Here is a 16,359-nt window from a genome sequence, read left to right on the forward strand (position 1 = left end):
TCTCTTGTTTTGCCGTTCCCTCTTGATTTTAGTAACTAACTGGTTCGTTATGTGATGGCGATCGTATTTACCCAACGTGTTCATTTCTATAATCCTTTGTTGAGCAAACTGATGCTCAATTTAGGTGGGTTTTACGTTTTTCAGACAAAGCAAACAACGAGGTCGCTGAGATGAATCAACCCGACAGTCGCAAACTGTCCCTCAATACCGCTACGGTGCGGCAGAAATGGAAACTTAATCAGATCGTTGAGGGCTGCGCGCGACATGAGATCCGCGGCATCGCGCCGTGGCGCGACCAGGTCCAGACGCTGGGGCTAAAAGAGTCAGCGCGTCTTATCCGCCATCATGAGCTGGCGCTGAGCGGCTATTGCCGCGGGGGGATGTTTCCCGGCAGCACCGCGCAGGAGCGCCGCGATAAGGCGCTGGATAACCGGCGGGCGGTGGACGAAGCGCTGGAGCTTGGCGCGCCTTGCCTGGTGCTGGTGGTTGGGGGGCTACCCGCAGGTTCGAAAGATTTGTCCGCCGCCAGGCAGCAGGTGCGCGATGGTTTGAGCGAACTGCTGGAATACGCGCGCCCGCTTGGCATGCCGCTGGCGATTGAACCCCTGCATCCGATGTATGCCGCCGAACGCGCCTGCGTAAATACCCTCGCGCAGGCAAACGATCTTTGCGATGAGTTAGGGGATGAAGGGCTGGGTATTGCGGTCGATTTATATCACACCTGGTGGGATCCGCAGTTTCAGCCGCAGATTGAGCGGGCCGGCGCGGGCCGGCTGCTGGCTTTTCATATTTGCGACTGGCTGGTACCGACTACGGATATGCTGCTGGATCGGGGCATGATGGGCGATGGGGTTATTGATATCCGCAGCCGTCGCCAGGCGCTGGAGGCGTTAGGCTATACGGGCCTGCATGAAGTGGAGATTTTTTCGCAGAATAACTGGTGGCTGCGGGAGCCGGATGAGGTGCTGGCGATATGTAAACAGCGCCACCGCGAATTCGGCTAAGGGAGTGATTTTCCCAGAGTCGACCGCTCTGGGAAATCGCGCTGCGCCTCAGCGCTCAGAGGCCGTAAATCGTTAGCAGATTTTGCATTCGCCGGGACGCCAGCGGCGGATTTTGCAGCAGGCCGGCCTGGTCGGCGAGGCGGAAAATTTCAGCGTAATGGCTAATCTCCCGCGCTGACTGCATTCCTCCGGCCATCGCGAAATGATGCTGATGACCGTTGAGCCAGGCCAGGAACACGATGCCTGCTTTATAATATTGCGTCGGCGCCTTGAAGATTTCCCGCGACAGGGCCACGGTAGGATCCATCAGGCGGTAGTATTCGCCGCTGTTGCCCAGCGCCAGTTCGTTAAGTGCGGCGGCGGCAACCGGGGCGATGGCATCGAAAATGCCTAACAGCGCATGTGAATAATAGCCATCTTCTCCTGCGATCAGCTCGGGATAGTTGAAATCATCGCCGGTGTACATTTTAACCTGTGGCGGCAGGCGCTTACGGAAGGCGACCTCTTTTTCCTTACTCAGTAGCGAAATCTTGATCCCTTCCACCTTATCGACGTTGTTGCCGATTATCTCAAGCACGGTATCGGCGGCGGCGTTGAAATCTGCCGATCCCCAGTATCCGCTCAGCGCGGGATCAAACATCTCCCCCAGCCAGTGAAGAATAATTTTGCCCTTACTTTGTTCAAGCAGGCGGTTATACACGGCAAGGTAGTCCCGCGGCGATTTTGCCACCGCGGCTAAGGCCCGGCTGGCCATCAGGATAATTTTACCGTCATGCTTCTCGACCAGCTCCATCTGCTCTTCATAGGCGGCGATGACCTGCGCCAGGGTTGTCGCGTCTGCCGCCGCCAGCTGATCGGTACCGACTCCGGCGGCAAGATCGGCGCCCGGTACGGTTTTCGCCTCCTTCAGAGAACGCACGATCAGCTCTTGCGCGATATGCCAGCTTACCCCCATGCCGCGCTGAGCGGTGTCCATCGCTTCGGCAATATTAAATCCCAGCCGCCACAGATGGTGGCGGTAGGCCAGCGTCGAGTCCCAGTCAATGCGCGGATTGTTCAGCCAGTCCGCGCCCTGATGGCGGGGATCGATAACCACGTGTGCTGCGGCGTAGGCAATACGATTAAACGCGGGAGTGATGGCGCAGGAACGTTCTTCCGTCGTCACAAGGCGGTAATTCGCGATGGAGCCTTGCGGCGTGGGCAGGTCGATTTTAAGCATGTTAACTTCTCCATTAAGTATCCATTTGGTTACTTTTAAGGTGTACTTTTTGCCCAGGTAAAAGTCAAGGTATTCGCGGCCAAAGTGATAACCGGAACAGCCTCCTGTGATCGGGTGGCGGCCTTTACCTGCAATATTTGTCGATGAGTTAACAACAATTATTTAACGGTATTGACAGCAACATTTATCCAATGTAGTAACTATCTGGTTATTTAATTATTGCGTTTGGATGTCGCAAAAAACAGGCGGCATGAATAATAGCCGGCAGGAGAATGACCATGTATTTGACTGAAACCCATCAACAGATCCGCGAAATGACCCGTAAGTTTGCCGACGAAGTGATTCGTCCTCAGGCCGAAGAGCTGGACAGAGAAGAGCGCTTTGCCGCCGAGATCTATCAACAGATGGGTGAGCTGGGATTGTTTGGTATCACCGTTCCGGAAGAGTATGGCGGCGTTGGGCTGGATGCTGTCGCCTACGCTGTGGTGATGGAAGAGCTGTCGCGTGGCTATGCCTCGATTGCCGATCAGTGCGGCCTGGTGGAGCTGCTGGGGACGCTGCTGTCAAAATATGGTAACGATCCGCAACGCGCCCAATGGCTGCCTGGGCTGCTGAACGCGTCGCTGAAAGGGGCCTATTGCATCACTGAGGCCGGCGCCGGCTCTGACGTTTCGGGAATTAAAACCACCGCCACGCGCACCGAAGAGGGCTGGGTGCTGAACGGCAGCAAGCTGTGGATCCATAATGCGCCGGTCGCCGATGTGGCCTTCGTCCTGGCGCGCACAGATAAGGAAGCCGGTCACCGCGGTATGAGCATCTTTATTGTCGACTGCTCGCGCGACGGCGTTTCGCGCGGCGCTAAAGAGCACAAGATGGGCCAACGCTCGTCGCAGGTCGGCGAACTGCACTTCAGCCAGGTCAGGCTGCCGGCGGACGCGCTGCTGGGGCCGGAAAACCGCGGCTTCCATATTATGATGAGCGTGCTGAATAAAGGGCGGGTGGGGATTGGCGCGCTGGCGGTAGGCATTGCGCGTGCCGGTCTCGAAGCGGCGATTGAGTATGCGAAACAGCGCGAACAGTTTGGCAAGCCGATTGCTGATTTCCAGGGCGTGCAGTTTATGCTGGCAGATATCGCCAAAGATACCGAAGCCGCTCGCCTGCTGGTGCATAGCGCGGCGTATAAAATTGATACCGACGCCCCGGATACCTCGATTGCCTGTTCAATGGCGAAATGTTTCGCGGGCGACGCTGCGGTACAGCACAGCGGCAACGCGGTACAGATCTTTGGCGGCGGCGGCTATATTCGCGGCGTGGAGGTGGAGCGTCTGTACCGTGATGCCAAGATAACCCAAATCTATGAAGGAACTAACCAGATCCAGCGCATGATTATCGGCCGCAATTTGCTGGCGTAACGCCCGTCGCCCGCCGACACGGCACCTTAACCGGGATAAGGCTGATCACCTCAGGTGACCAGCCTGTTTTTATGGTTTCGTGGGCTGGCATGATGCAGGTAAATGGTGAATCCGACGTTTTTCCCATACCCGCTGCGGGTGAAGGGTACGGAGAAGCGTTTCGCTCGCCCCATGACCCCGGCATATGCGATGGGGGAGGCCGAGCGGAGGCAAAGAAAACCCCGGCGCTGCCGGGGTGGGGAACAGATCACATATTCGGATAGTTGGGGCCGCTGCCTCCTTCGGGCACCGTCCAGAGGATATTCTGCAACGGGTCTTTGATGTCGCAGGTTTTACAGTGCACGCAGTTCTGCGCGTTAATCTGTAATCTGGGATTTCCCTCCGGGGCGATAATTTCATAAACGCCCGCCGGGCAATAACGCTGCGCCGGCTCGGCAAAACGCGGCAGCGTTTCCCGCACCGACAGTTCGGCGTCTTTGAGCTTGAGATGGCAGGGCTGATCTTCATCGTGGGACGTATTTGCCAGATACACGGAAGAGGGCTTATCAAAGCTCAGCTGGTTATCCGGCTTCGGATAGCTAATGGGCGTGCTGCGTTCGGCCGTATTCAGCTGCAGGTGATCCGCCCTGCGGTCGTGCAGCGTGAACGGCAGCTTTCCTTTAAACCAGTTCTGATCGATATAGTTAAGTGCCCCGCCTGCCAGCGTACCAAAACGGTGCAGCAGCGGACCGAAGTTACGCGACTGCCGCAGCTCTTCCCCCAGCCATGATTCGCTAAACGCCTGCGCGAAATCATCCAGCTCCCGTTTCTCATCGGGGGCTTGTACCAGCGCCTGATAGACCGATTCGGCGGCCAGCATGCCGCTTTTCATCGCCGTGTGGCTGCCCTTAATCTTGGCGAAGTTGAGCGTTCCCGCATCGCAGCCAATCAGCAGCCCGCCGGGAAAATGCATTTTGGGTAGCGCATTGATGCCCCCTTTGGTGATGGCGCGCGCGCCGTAGCAGAGACGCTTTCCGCCGCTGAGGGTTTCGCTAAAGGCCGGGTGATGCTTCATGCGCTGAAACTCATCGAACGGACTTAAATAAGGGTTGCGGTAGTTAAGATCGACAATCAGCCCGACGACAACCTGATTATTCCCCGTATGGTACAGAAAGCTTCCTCCCGACGCGCCTTCGCTCAGCGGCCAGCCGGAGGCGTGGATAACCTCTCCGGGCCGGCTTTTTTGCGGGGCGATCTCCCACAGCTCTTTTATCCCCAACGCGTAGTGCTGCGGATCGCGGCCGGCATCAAGCTGATAGCGGGCGATCAGCTGTTTGCCGAGATGGCCGCGGCAGCCTTCGGCAAAAAGGGTATATTTCGCCAGCAGGTTCATGCCTGGCGTAAAGCCCGGCTTCTCTTGTCCTTCTGCATTGACGCCCATATCGCCGGTGGTGATACCGGCGACGGCGCCCGCATCGTCGTACAGGATGCTGGCGGCGGCAAAACCGGGGAAAATATCCACCCCCAGCGACTCTGCCTGGCGGGCCAGCCAGCGGCAAAAATCCCCCAGGCTAATGACGTAATTACCGGCGTTATGCATCGGGGCAGGGATAAAGGCCGCCGGGATCTTCCACGCTTTTTCGCCATCGCGCAGCAGCAAGAGCTCATCTTGCGTTACGGGAGTCGCGAGCGGCGCGCCGAGCGACTGCCAGTCGGGAAAAAGCTCCTTGAGCGCCCGGGGTTCGAAAAGCGCCCCGGAAAGAATATGTGCCCCAATCTCGGCGCCTTTTTCAATGACGCAAACGCTCAGCGGGCGCTGCTCCTGCTGCGCCATCTGCATCAGCCGGCAGGCTGCCGACAGCCCGGCAGGACCGCCACCGACGATGAGGACGTCAAATTCCATCGTTTCACGTTCCACCATAACCTCCATCTTTCGTTGCCTGCCCCTTGCTCATCAGAGTTTCGCCACCAGCTGCGGCACAATCTCGAACAGATCGCCCACCAGGCTGTAGTCGGCGATTTTGAAAATGGGCGCCTCTTCGTCGCTGTTGATGGCCACGATGACCTTGGCATTACTCATTCCCGCCAGGTGCTGAATCGCGCCGGAAATGCCCACCGCGATGTAGAGCTCCGGCGCGACAATTTTGCCTGTCTGCCCGACCTGCAGATCGTTGGCGACCATCCCGGCGTCGACCGCCGCGCGCGATGCGCCGACGGCGCCGTGCAGTTTGTCGGCAAGCTGTGCGATCAGCGCAAAGTTTTCGCGGCTGCCCAGCGCGCGACCGCCGGAGACCACCACGCGGGCGGTGGAAAGCTGAGGGCGGTCCGATTGCGCCAGCTCTTCATGAATGAAGCGAGAAACCGGCGGATTATCGACGCGGCTGATGTGCTCAATCGGCGCGGAGGATTCGCTTTTTTGCGCCGCCGGGAAGCTCGATACGCGCAGAGTCAGCACCGTCAGCGGGTCGAGACTCTCGACGGTGGCGATAGCGCTGCCCGCATAGATGGGGCGTTTGAACACGCTGGCGCTGACCACCGCAATCACGTCGGAGATTTGTGCGACGTCGGCGAGGGCCGCCACGCGCGGCAGGATGTTTTTCCCGTTTGAGGTGGCGGCGGCAAGGATGTGGCTGTAACCCTCGCGCAGGGAGAAGATCAGCGCGGCGACGTTTTCGGCCAGCTGGTTTTTAAAGACGCTATCGTCGGCGAGCAGCACCTTCGTCACGCCTTCAATGCGCGCCGCCTGTTCCGCGACCGTACGGCATTTTTCGCCCGCCACCAGCAGCGTAATCTCGCCGCCCAGCTCCCGGGCGGCGCTCACCGCGTTATAGGTTACCGCGTTGAGCTGGTTATTATCATGTTCAACAAGGAGTAAAGTCGCCATATCAAATCACCTTCGCTTCGTTTTTGAGCTTGTTCAGCAGTTCATCGACGCTTTCGACACGCACGCCGGCCTCGCGCGCTGGCGGGGCCTCGACCCGTAACAGCGCCGTATGCGGGCGTAATTCAAGGCCGAACTCCTCTACCGGCAGGATAGCGAGCGGCTTCTTTTTGGCCTTCATCATGTTGGGCAGGGAGGTATAGCGCGGCTGGTTAAGACGCAGATCGGTGGTGATAATCGCCGGCAGCGTCAGCGAAACAATCTGCAGGCCGCCGTCAATTTCACGGGTGACGATGGCCTGACCATCCTCAATGCGTAGTTCAGCGGCAAAGGTTCCCTGCGGGTAACCGCACAGCGCGGCGAGCATTTGCCCGGTCTGATTGTTGTCGCCGTCAATGGATTGTTTCCCCATCAGGATCAGCGACGGCTGTTCCTGCGCGACGACTTTCGCCAGCAGTTTTGCCAGATTGAGCGGTTCGAGGGACTGGCCGGCGGTGATGAGCAGCCCGCGATCTGCCCCCATTGCCAGGGCGCTGCGCAGCTGCTCCTGGGCCGCGTCATCACCGATGGTTACCACCACAATTTCGCTGGCGATGCCGAGCTCTTTCAGGCGAATGGCTTCTTCAACCGCAATTTCGCAGAACGGGTTGAGCGCCATTTTCGCGTTGGTCAGATCAACCTGGCTGCCATCGCTTTTGACGCGGATTTTAACGTTATGATCGACAACGCGTTTAACGGGGACGAGAACTTTCATCGTGACCTCTCGGAATGTTTTCTCTGTTTATCTCTCTTAAGTAAATAACTATTTAGTTATTTATTCAATCGATTTTTGCCCATGAGCAGAAACATGGGCAGCAATTTGTGATCAGTGCGACGCGATAATCAGATCGCTGGCTTTCTCGGCAATCATAATGGTGGGGGCATTGGTGTTAGAGCTGACCAGGCTTGGCATCACCGACGAGTCCACCACGCGCAGCCCTTCAATGCCGCGAACGCGCAGCTGAGTATCGACGACCGACAGCTCATCGATGCCCATTTTGCAGGTGCCGACCGGGTGATAGCAGGTGCGCGCAAACCGGCGAATGTACTCTTCCAGATCTTTATCACTTTGCGCTTCGTGTCCCGGCATATGCTCGCGGCGAATATACGGCGAGAAGGCGCTTTGCTGCATGATATCGCGCATCAGCTTGCAGCCTTCGATCGTCATTTTCATATCGTAAGGATCGCTGAGATAGTTCGGATCGATAAGCGGGGCGTCGCTGGCGTTCGCCGTGCGTAAAGCGACCCGGCCGCGGCTGCGCGGACGCAGGAAATAGCTATTAATCGTCACGCCGGAGCCGGACGGCACCGGTTCGATACCGGCTTCCACGCCGGCTCCGGCCAGGAAGTGAATTTGGGTATCCGGATTTATCGACTGCTTATCGGCGTACCAGAATGCGCCGCCTTCGACGATATTCGAACATACCGGACCTTTGCGGAACAGCAGATACTCCAGCCCCGCCCACATCATCCAGTGCGTCTTTTTGTACTTGTCATAGCTCAGGGCGTTGCCGAGCTCAAATATCAGATCGATGCCCACGTGGTCCTGCAGGTTTTCGCCCACGCCCGGCAGGTCGGCCGCGACCGTAATCCCTTTTTTGGTCAGTTCATCCGCCGCGCCAATTCCCGAAAGCTGCAGCAGTTTAGGCGAGCCGATCGCCCCGGCGCTGACGATAACTTCGCAGCTGGCATGCAGCCGCTGCTGCTTGCCATCCTGGTAAATCTCCACGCCGACGGCGCGCTGGTTATCGATAATCAGCCGGGAAATATGGCAGCCGGTCTTAATAGTGAGATTGCTGCGCCGGCTCGCGTCCTTCAGATATCCCACCGCCGCGGAGCAGCGGCGGGCATGGCGGGTGGTGGTCTGATACAGGCCGCAGCCGGCCTGAGTGGCGCCGTTGAAATCAGGGTTGTAGGGCAATCCCGCCTGCTGGCAGGCTTTACTGAAGGTTTTACTCATCAGGTTAGCGCTGACCGGGCTGGAGACGCCGAGCGGACCGCCGACGCCGTGCCAGGCGTTTGAAAAGGTATCGTTATCCTCGGATTTAATAAAATAGCGCTGGATATCGGCAAATGACCAGCCGTCGCAGCCCTCATCCGCCGCCCAGCGGTCGTAGTCCGCTGGGGTGCCGCGGGTGAACACCTCTGCGTTGATAGAGCTACCGCCGCCCAGTACCCGCCCTTGGGCAAACAGCAGCTCACGATTGCCCAGCTGGGGCTGGGGCACCGTTTTATAGCCCCAGGTCAGCGGCCCGGAGGTGAGTTTGCTAAAACCGACCGGCAAGTGGATGTAGGGGTTGCTGTCCTTTGGGCCAGCCTCAACCAGCAGCACTTTACAGTGGCTATTTTCACTTAAGCGCGAGGCAAGGACGCTGCCCGCCGAACCGCCGCCGATAATAATGTAGTCGTACATGTCTGATCCTCTGCCAAAAATCATTCAGCGAGCCATTTGGCGCGCTTGCCCAACTGGATATGCACGGATTTAATTTCGGTATATTCATCCAGACCATAGCTGCCGCTTTCGCGTCCGATGCCGGATTGCTTAAATCCGCCTGAAGGCAGTTCAGGACCGCCGGCGATAGTGGTATTCACCCACAGCCTGCCCGCTTTAAGATCGCGGAATCCCTGCACCGCATGATCGAGGTTCGAGGTCCAGATGCTGGCAGCCAGCCCGTAGCAGGTATCGTTGGCAATTCTGATAGCTTCTTCATAACTGTCGAACGGGGTGACGCAGAGTACCGGGCCGAAGATCTCTTCGCGGAAAATCGTCATCTCCGGCGTCACATCATCGAAAATAGTCGGTTCGATAAACAGCCCGCAGCCGGCGTTAACCGCGCTGCCGCCGGTGAGTAGCGTTGCGCCCTCATTTTTGCCCTGTGCAATATAGCTGAGCACGGTCTGGTAGTGCTTTTCGGTGATAATCGCGCCAATCTGGGTACTTTCATCCAGCGGATCGCCGCTGCGCACTCTTCGCGCGCGCTCAACCAGCTTCTGGCAGAAATCCTTATGGATTGAACGCTCAACCAGCAGGCGGCTGCCGCTGACGCAGCACTGGCCGGTATTAAACAGGAAACCAAACAGCGTACCGTCCAGCGCGGCGTCGATATCGGCATCGGCAAATACCACCTGCGGGTTCTTGCCGCCCAGCTCCAGCCCAAGACGCTTAATGTTTTTTGCCGAAGCGTGCAGCGCCATCTGGCCGACGGCGGTAGAGCCGGTGAAGGAAACCATATCAACGTCGGCATGTTCGGTAAGATGTTGACCGACTATCGAGCCGCTGCCGGTGACGACGTTAAATACGCCGTCGGGCAGGCCCGCTTCTTGAAGAATGCCGGCCAGCAGCAGGGTCGTGCCGGAGGTGATCTCAGCGGCTTTCGCCACCAGCGTACAGCCCGCCGCCAGAATGTAGGGGTAGCGTTCCGCGCCGATAAAGAAAGGAAAGTTCCACGGGGTGATGACGCCGACGACGCCGATGGGTTCGCGGGTCACCAGACCGAGCATGCTGTCGCCGAGGTTATTAAAGCTGTCGCCCTTGACGCTGCGCGCCAGACCTGCGGCATATTCCCAGATATCCGCCGCCCCCTGGATTTCTCCCCGGGACTGGGCGATCGGTTTACCGGTTTCAAGCGTTTCCAGCAGCGCCAGCTCGTCCAGCTTCTCGCGGATCAGCTGCGCGGTTTTCAGCAGTACTGCCGCCCGCGCCGCGCCGCTAATACGCGACCACTTCCCGCAGTCAAAGGCTTCTCTGGCCGCCTTTACCGCATCATCAACGTCTTCAGCGGTGCCGGCAGGATAGCTGCTGACGACAATATCGTGAGCCGGGCTTTTACGCACAAAGTTTTCGCTGCCGTGGCCTGCGGTCCATTTGCCATTGATGAACATCTGAAACTCACGTGCTTTTTCGGGCAGCAAAGCGTGGTTAACGTCTACAGGGCGAAATGTATTACTCATAATTCTCTTCCCATCGTTCATAGCATTTCTTACCGCACGGTAAGAGCCGGTGTGTGATCGTTGTCATCCTGCCCTCAACGTGATGAGTGCTGACAGGATGAGTTGGGTTTGTTTGCGTTTAACTTGATGTTTTAAAAGATTTATGTATTATATATATAACTATATGGTTACATATGTTAGCACGCTGTTTTTCGATTGGATAAGGAAACGCCAGCCCTTGTAATGAAATTGTTAAGCGGCTAGCAGAAAGGAGAACAGCCAAAAATTTTTCTTGATTTCCTCCAATGAGTAAGGATTAATCATCAGCCAGATCCGCAACCAAAACGATGTAATGACTAAATCAGCTTCTGAAAAAACAGTGCAGGTCCGTGACCCTATTGCGACACAAAATCGGATCCTCAAAGCCGCGAAACGAGAGTTTGCGCAAAAGGGACTCGGCGGGGCGCGCATTGACGTTGTCGCTGAAAAAGCAAAGTCAAATAAGCGCATGATTTATCACTACTTTGGTAGTAAGGAGCAGCTTTTCCAGAAAGTTGTTGAAGACTCCTACCTCGATATTCGTGCGGCGGAAAAAAAATTAAATCTTGAAAAGCTGGAGCCGCAAGAGGCGGTTGAAGCGCTGGTCCGCTTTACCTGGAACTACTACCTGAAAAATCCGGAATTTCTGACGCTGGTCAACAGTGAAAACCTGCATCGCGCCGTGCATCTGAAAAAGTCGGTGGCGATCAAATCAGCGCAAAAATCGATGGTAGCCCTGATGGAGAATATTCTTCAGCGCGGCGTGGAGCAGGGCGTGTTCAGGGCCGGCGTCGATCCTGAGCAGCTGGTGATTACCATTGCGGCGGTAAACTACTATTACTTTAATAATAAATATACCGGCGCCATTCTGTTCGATCGTAATTTCATGGACGCTGATTCCCTTCAGCAGCGCCTTGATTTCAACGTCGAAACGATAATGCGGATATTACAGCCCTGATACCCGCATTACCCTCACGATTCAAAGAGCAACAATGGCGGGGCGATCGACTTTCGGGCAGAACTGCATGCGCTGCAAAATATCCCGTTCGAGGTCAACCCCGCTGACCACCGCGACCAGCTCGACGCCGTCTTCCGTCAGCCTGAAAATGGCGCGCTCTGTGACGTACAGCACCTCCTGCCCGCGTTTTATGGCTTCCGGCCCGCTGAAGGTGATATGGCGTACCTTTTGCACCAGCTTGGGAATTTGCCCGTGAGACTCGATTTGTAACTGCTCTCCCTGCTGGCACACCTGTAAACCTTTCGCTTCGAAGGTGCCGCAGAAAACCACCTTTTTGGCGCCGCAGGTAATATCAATAAAACCGCCCGGCCCGACGATCGTGTCGCCAAGCTGAGAAACGTTAACGTTGCCTTCCGCGTCCATCTCTCCCATGCCGAGGAAGGTGATATCGAGCCCGCCGCCGCAAAACAGATCGAACTGATCGAGCGAACTGACGATGGCGTGCGGATACTTTGCCGCGCCGAACAGCGCGCCGTCGAGAAGCTGGCCGTTGTGAATGCCCTGTTCCACCATCTGCCAGCAGGAGTCTACCAGCGATTTCTCCGCCATAGCGGAGATCCCGCCGGGGATACCGAAGCCGTAATTGACCCGCATATTCGGCTTCAGCTCCCGTACCGCCAGCCCAGAAATCAGGCGGCGAATGCCCTCTGCCGGCGCGTCGAGCGGGTGCTCATCCGACGGGGTGAGCTGGCCGGAGAGGGCCGGATCGTATTCGGCAAGATAGCTTTGCCACTGTGTCGGACATTCGACGATATGGTCGATCATTACGCCGGGTACGGTCACCTTTCGGGCCGGGACAAAGTGCTCAGGAGTGGTGGATTTCACCTGGGCGATGACCATGCCGCCGTTGTTATGCGCGGCTAAAGCGACGGCATACGTATCCAGATCCGCCGGCTCTTCGCTGGTGGAGATATTCGCCACCGCATCCGCCTGTGAACCGTGAATCACCGCGACATCAACTTTAAAAGGCTTGTAGTGCAGCCAGGTTTTCCCGTCGAGCTCAATGCGCGAAACGATATTTTCGCAGGTGATGTCGTTGCATTTTCCACCGCTAATCAGCGGGTCGACAAAGGTCCCCAGCCCGACGCTGGAAATGACTCCCGGGCGCCCGGCGCCGCTTTCGCGATACAGCGTCATGATGATGCCGGTGGGCAAGCAGTAGGCTTCTATCTCATTGTTGCGGGCCATTTTTTGCAGCTCGGATGACCACGACCAGTGCCCGCCGATGATCCGTTTGATGAGGCCCGGTATTGCCAGCCGCCCAAGACCGGACCCCTTGCCGTCGCCAATACCTAAGGCATGAATCAGGGTCAGATTCCGGGGATGCCCGGTCTCACGATAGCGCGTCGCGATGGCCGCCATGACGTAGTCGGACTCCAGCAGCCCGCCGCCTGAGCCGGTGAAGGCAACGGTGGAGTTGTCTTTAATCAAAGCCACTGCGTCATCGACGCTTTTCAGTTTGCCGTGCATTCTCGTTATCCTCGTTGTATTCGGTGACAAATAAACTAACTAGTTAGTTACAATTGCAGAAAAAAAATGAAGGATCAACGTAATTGATGACGCTTTGTTATCCAGGTAACATTTTCACAACATTCGTTTTGATATAACTATCTTGTTAGTTAATTAAATTATCAATCTGCAGGAGGGCTGGCATGGTTCCATCACAGAAGAATGCGTTTGGTCGTACAAATATCCAGGTCACCGCAATGGGCTACGGCGCAGCGCCGATTGGCAATATTTTTCGCCCCATCAGCGAGCAGGAGTCGGAAAACATGATCCATCAGGCGTGGAACAGCGGCCTGCGCTATTTTGATACGGCGCCGTTGTACGGACATGGCCTGAGCGAAGCGAGGATTGGCCACGGCCTGCGCTGGTATCCGCGCGATGAGTACGTGCTCTCCAGCAAGGTCGGCCGCCTACTGAAGCCGAAAAAGCGCGCTGAAATTGATTCCGGGGCATGGGTCAATCCGCTGCCGTTTGAGGCGATTTTTGATTACTCTTACTCTGCTACCATGCGTTCGATTGAAGACAGCCTGCAGCGCACGGGGCTGGAGCATATTGATATCGCTTTTATTCACGACTGTGATGTTTATACCCACGGCGATAAGCAGCCGCACTATTTTCGCCAGGCGATGGACGGCGCCTGGCGCGCGCTGGCGCAGCTGCGTGATGAAGGGGTGATTAAAGCCGTCGGCATGGGCGTCAATGAATGGGAAGTTTGCCATGCGGCGCTGCAGGAGGCCGACTTCGACTGTTTCCTGCTGGCCGGGCGCTACACGCTGCTGGAACAGGAGGCGTTAAAAGCGTTTCTGCCGCTGTGCGAGGAGCGCAATGCGGCGGTGGTGATCGGCGGGGGATTCAACAGCGGAATTCTGGCGACCGGGGCGGTTGAGAACGCAAAATACAACTACGGCCCGGCCGGCCAGCCGGTTCTGGAAAAGGTCAGCAAAATTGAAAACGTCTGCCGCGATTATCAGGTTAGCCTGCCGGCGGCCGCGCTACAGTTTGTCCTGGCTCACCCGGCGGTGCCCACCATCATTCCCGGCACCCGCACGGTGGCGCAGCTTGAGAACTGCCTGGAGTGGATTGCCGCGCCGATCCCGGATGATTTCTGGCGTACGCTGCAACAACAGGGACTGCTGGATGAAGGCGCGCCCACCCCGGCAGACCGCAAGGCCTGAGTGAGGATTGCAGAATAAAAAAGGTGCTCCTGATGAGCACCTTTTTTGATCCTTGCGGCCTTATCCGCGTCGCTAAGGTCTCATTCCTGCGCGATGCGCAGCTGGACTTTCAAATACTGCGGCTGTGCGAGCAGGGAGGTGAAAACCTGCTGAATATCCTCCAGCGGATGGATGGACTGGCAAAAGGGCGCGGTGATAAAACGTTGATGCTGCAACAGATGTAGCGCCTGGTGCATGTCTTCGCCCATCCCGGCTACGCTGCCCTGAATCCTTTGTTCTTTTAAAATAATCTCCAGCGGCCTGATGGCGATGGCGGTTTCGCCGTCGGTTAAACCAAAGGCCAGCAGCCGTCCGCCGGGGCGCATAAACGTCAGCGCCTGTTTGTACAGCTCGGGATGGCCGACGCTTTCGATGACCACGTCGGCGCCGCGGCCCTGGGTGAGCAGCTTTATTTGCTCCAGCGCGCGTTCGGGGTCGGTGATGACGCTATCCGCTCCGCACTGCCCGGCGAGCTCGGCGCGCTGCGGATTCAGCTCTACGGCAATAATCGGCGCGGCCCCCAGCAGGCGCGCCATCTGAATATGCATATTGCCCACCGGGCCGGCGCCGATGACCACCACCGACTCCGCCACGCTGAGGCCGATTTTTTTACCGGCGCGAACCACGCAGGAGAACGGCTCGGTCAGACAGGCAACGCTATCCGTAACCTCGTCGCTGAGAGGAATCACCAGGCGGGCCGGCACGGCCACGTACTGTGCAAAAGCGCCGTGGGTATGGATGCCGAGCTGGCGGATCTCCGGGCAGTTGAGCAGCTCGTTGCGCCGGCAATAATAGCAGTGGCCGCAGCTGATATTGATATCGGCGACCACCCGCTGGCCCGGCGTCAGGGTCGCGACGCGAGGGCCAACGGCAACAATTTCACCGCTAAACTCGTGGCCGGGAATTAACGGTAGCTTATCCTGGGCATAGTGGCCGTTATAGATATGGATATCCGTGCCGCAGATCGAGCACTGGCTGACGCGAATGAGGACCTCGTCATCCCCGTATTCGGGGACCGGAACCTGGCGTATTTCGAATTTTTTGGCGGCGGTAAGCACCGCCGCTTTCATTAATTTGGGGATCATGGCCGGCTCCGGTTATTTAACGGTAGAAATTTTGGAACGATCGATGGTCATCGCAATAGCCGCGATCATCAGCGCCCCGAAGAAGATCTGCTGCGCCTGCGCTTCAACGTTCAGGTAGGTCATACTGGTACGAATGACGGCGACGATGAGGGTGCCGATAAGCGTGCTCACTACGCCGCCCACGCCGCCGGTCAGCGGCGTGCCGCCTAACAGCACCGCGACAATCGCCGGTAGCAGGAACTGATCGGCCATCGTCGGCGATGCGCCGGACAGACGGACCGCCAGCAGCACCCCGGCGGCGGCGGCGAACGCTCCGGCGATGGCAAAGGTGAGGATCTTCACCTTGACCACCTTCACGCCGCTGGCGAGCGCGGCGGATTCCCCTGCGCCAACCGCCTTCATATGGCGCCCCAGCGCGGTGCGTCTTTCCATCAGCAGCGCCAGCAGCAGCAGTACGGCGGCGATGATGATTTCCGCCGGCAGCGTAAAGACGGTGGCGGTCATCCAGCCAACCGTTTGGCTGCGAATATCCCCAGGAATATAAAACGCCCGCTGTCCGGAAATAACCTGTCCGGTAGCGTAGGCGATACCCCCCACGGCGAGGGTAGTAATGAATGATGATATTTTAAAGCGGGTATGCACCCAGCCGGAAGCCGCGCCGAACAGCGCGCCGATCGCCAGCGTCAGCGGAATAGCCAGCACGCCAATTTGCGATAGCAGAATGACCAGTACGACCGTCGACATGCTGGCAATCGACTGGGCGGATAAATCTATTCCGCCGATATAAATCACAAAGGTCATGCCGATCGCCATAATAAACAGCGTCGAAGCGTCCTGCAGCAGCTGGAATATATTGTCGAGCTTAAGAAAATCCGGGTTATAGAGGCTGACCAAGGCCACTAATACCGCCAGGGTGAGTATCGGTAAATAGCGGGTGATTTTTTCACGCCCGGTTAACGGCGGCCGCGTCGGGCTACCGCTATTATTATTTGTCGGCACTGCTAATGAGTCAGAACGGATGATTTTCATGGAG

General features: G+C 57.3%; 13 protein-coding genes. 4 read left to right on the forward strand and 9 right to left on the reverse strand.

Translation table 11 applies throughout. The annotated features are described in order from the left end of the window. Window positions 1–170 precede the first annotated feature (170 nt). A complete protein-coding gene (locus GO007_RS14480; protein WP_095100974.1) occupies window positions 171–1,004 on the forward strand; it encodes a sugar phosphate isomerase/epimerase family protein in 834 nt (277 codons plus the stop codon). A 55-nt stretch (window positions 1,005–1,059) separates the two neighbouring features. Here the strand turns inward: GO007_RS14480 and GO007_RS14485 are convergent, their stop codons facing one another. Continuing rightward, complete coding sequence (locus GO007_RS14485; protein WP_095100977.1) at window positions 1,060–2,223, reverse strand: dihydrodipicolinate synthase family protein; 1,164 nt, start codon at window positions 2,221–2,223, stop codon at window positions 1,060–1,062. Window positions 2,224–2,501: 278 nt separating this feature from the next. Between GO007_RS14485 and GO007_RS14490 the strand changes: the two genes are divergently transcribed. After that, window positions 2,502–3,635 carry an acyl-CoA dehydrogenase family protein gene (locus GO007_RS14490; RefSeq protein WP_095100979.1) on the forward strand — a complete coding sequence of 378 codons (1,134 nt, stop codon included), beginning with the start codon at window positions 2,502–2,504 and terminating at the stop codon, window positions 3,633–3,635. A gap of 247 nt (window positions 3,636–3,882) precedes the next feature. Here GO007_RS14490 and GO007_RS14495 read toward each other — a convergent pair whose 3' ends face one another. The 5 genes from GO007_RS14495 to GO007_RS14515 form a co-directional block, all read right to left on the reverse strand. Further along, a complete protein-coding gene (locus GO007_RS14495) occupies window positions 3,883–5,544 on the reverse strand; it encodes an electron transfer flavoprotein-ubiquinone oxidoreductase (RefSeq protein ID WP_095100981.1) in 1,662 nt (553 codons plus the stop codon). A gap of 24 nt (window positions 5,545–5,568) precedes the next feature. Then, window positions 5,569–6,498: an electron transfer flavoprotein subunit alpha/FixB family protein gene (locus tag GO007_RS14500; RefSeq protein WP_095100983.1), complete on the reverse strand. Its 930-nt coding sequence runs from the start codon at window positions 6,496–6,498 to the stop codon at window positions 5,569–5,571. A 1-nt stretch (window position 6,499) separates the two neighbouring features. Next, window positions 6,500–7,249, reverse strand: a complete 750-nt coding sequence (locus GO007_RS14505; RefSeq protein WP_095100985.1) for an electron transfer flavoprotein subunit beta/FixA family protein — start codon at window positions 7,247–7,249, stop codon at window positions 6,500–6,502. A gap of 111 nt (window positions 7,250–7,360) precedes the next feature. Beyond that, window positions 7,361–8,947, reverse strand: coding sequence for a GMC family oxidoreductase (locus GO007_RS14510; protein WP_095100987.1), 1,587 nt, complete (start codon window positions 8,945–8,947; stop codon window positions 7,361–7,363). Between the two features lie 20 nt (window positions 8,948–8,967). After that, a complete protein-coding gene (locus tag GO007_RS14515) occupies window positions 8,968–10,485 on the reverse strand; it encodes an aldehyde dehydrogenase family protein (protein ID WP_095100989.1) in 1,518 nt (505 codons plus the stop codon). A gap of 331 nt (window positions 10,486–10,816) precedes the next feature. Between GO007_RS14515 and GO007_RS14520 the strand changes: the two genes are divergently transcribed. Continuing rightward, window positions 10,817–11,461, forward strand: coding sequence for a TetR/AcrR family transcriptional regulator (locus GO007_RS14520; RefSeq protein WP_076945629.1), 645 nt, complete (start codon window positions 10,817–10,819; stop codon window positions 11,459–11,461). A 21-nt stretch (window positions 11,462–11,482) separates the two neighbouring features. On the opposite strand, the gene GO007_RS14525 is transcribed toward GO007_RS14520, so the two are convergent. Then, window positions 11,483–12,991 (reverse strand): acyl CoA:acetate/3-ketoacid CoA transferase, encoded by a 1,509-nt coding sequence (locus GO007_RS14525; protein ID WP_095100991.1) that lies wholly within the window; start codon window positions 12,989–12,991, stop codon window positions 11,483–11,485. Window positions 12,992–13,173: 182 nt separating this feature from the next. Here GO007_RS14525 and GO007_RS14530 point away from each other — a divergent pair, with 182 nt between their 5' ends. After that, a complete protein-coding gene (locus tag GO007_RS14530; protein WP_095100993.1) occupies window positions 13,174–14,202 on the forward strand; it encodes an aldo/keto reductase in 1,029 nt (342 codons plus the stop codon). 80 nt (window positions 14,203–14,282) lie between these two features. Here GO007_RS14530 and GO007_RS14535 read toward each other — a convergent pair whose 3' ends face one another. Both GO007_RS14535 and GO007_RS14540 read right to left on the reverse strand, forming a co-directional pair. After that, on the reverse strand, window positions 14,283–15,326 hold the full coding sequence (locus GO007_RS14535; RefSeq protein ID WP_095100995.1) for a zinc-dependent alcohol dehydrogenase: 1,044 nt from the start codon (window positions 15,324–15,326) through the stop codon (window positions 14,283–14,285). Window positions 15,327–15,338: 12 nt separating this feature from the next. Further along, window positions 15,339–16,355, reverse strand: a complete 1,017-nt coding sequence (locus GO007_RS14540) for an ABC transporter permease (protein ID WP_095100997.1) — start codon at window positions 16,353–16,355, stop codon at window positions 15,339–15,341. Window positions 16,356–16,359 lie beyond the last annotated feature (4 nt).

Origin of the sequence: Klebsiella sp. 10-1 (genome assembly GCF_009758445.1) — a bacterium.
In the GTDB taxonomy this organism is placed as follows: domain Bacteria; phylum Pseudomonadota; class Gammaproteobacteria; order Enterobacterales; family Enterobacteriaceae; genus Klebsiella; species Klebsiella scottii.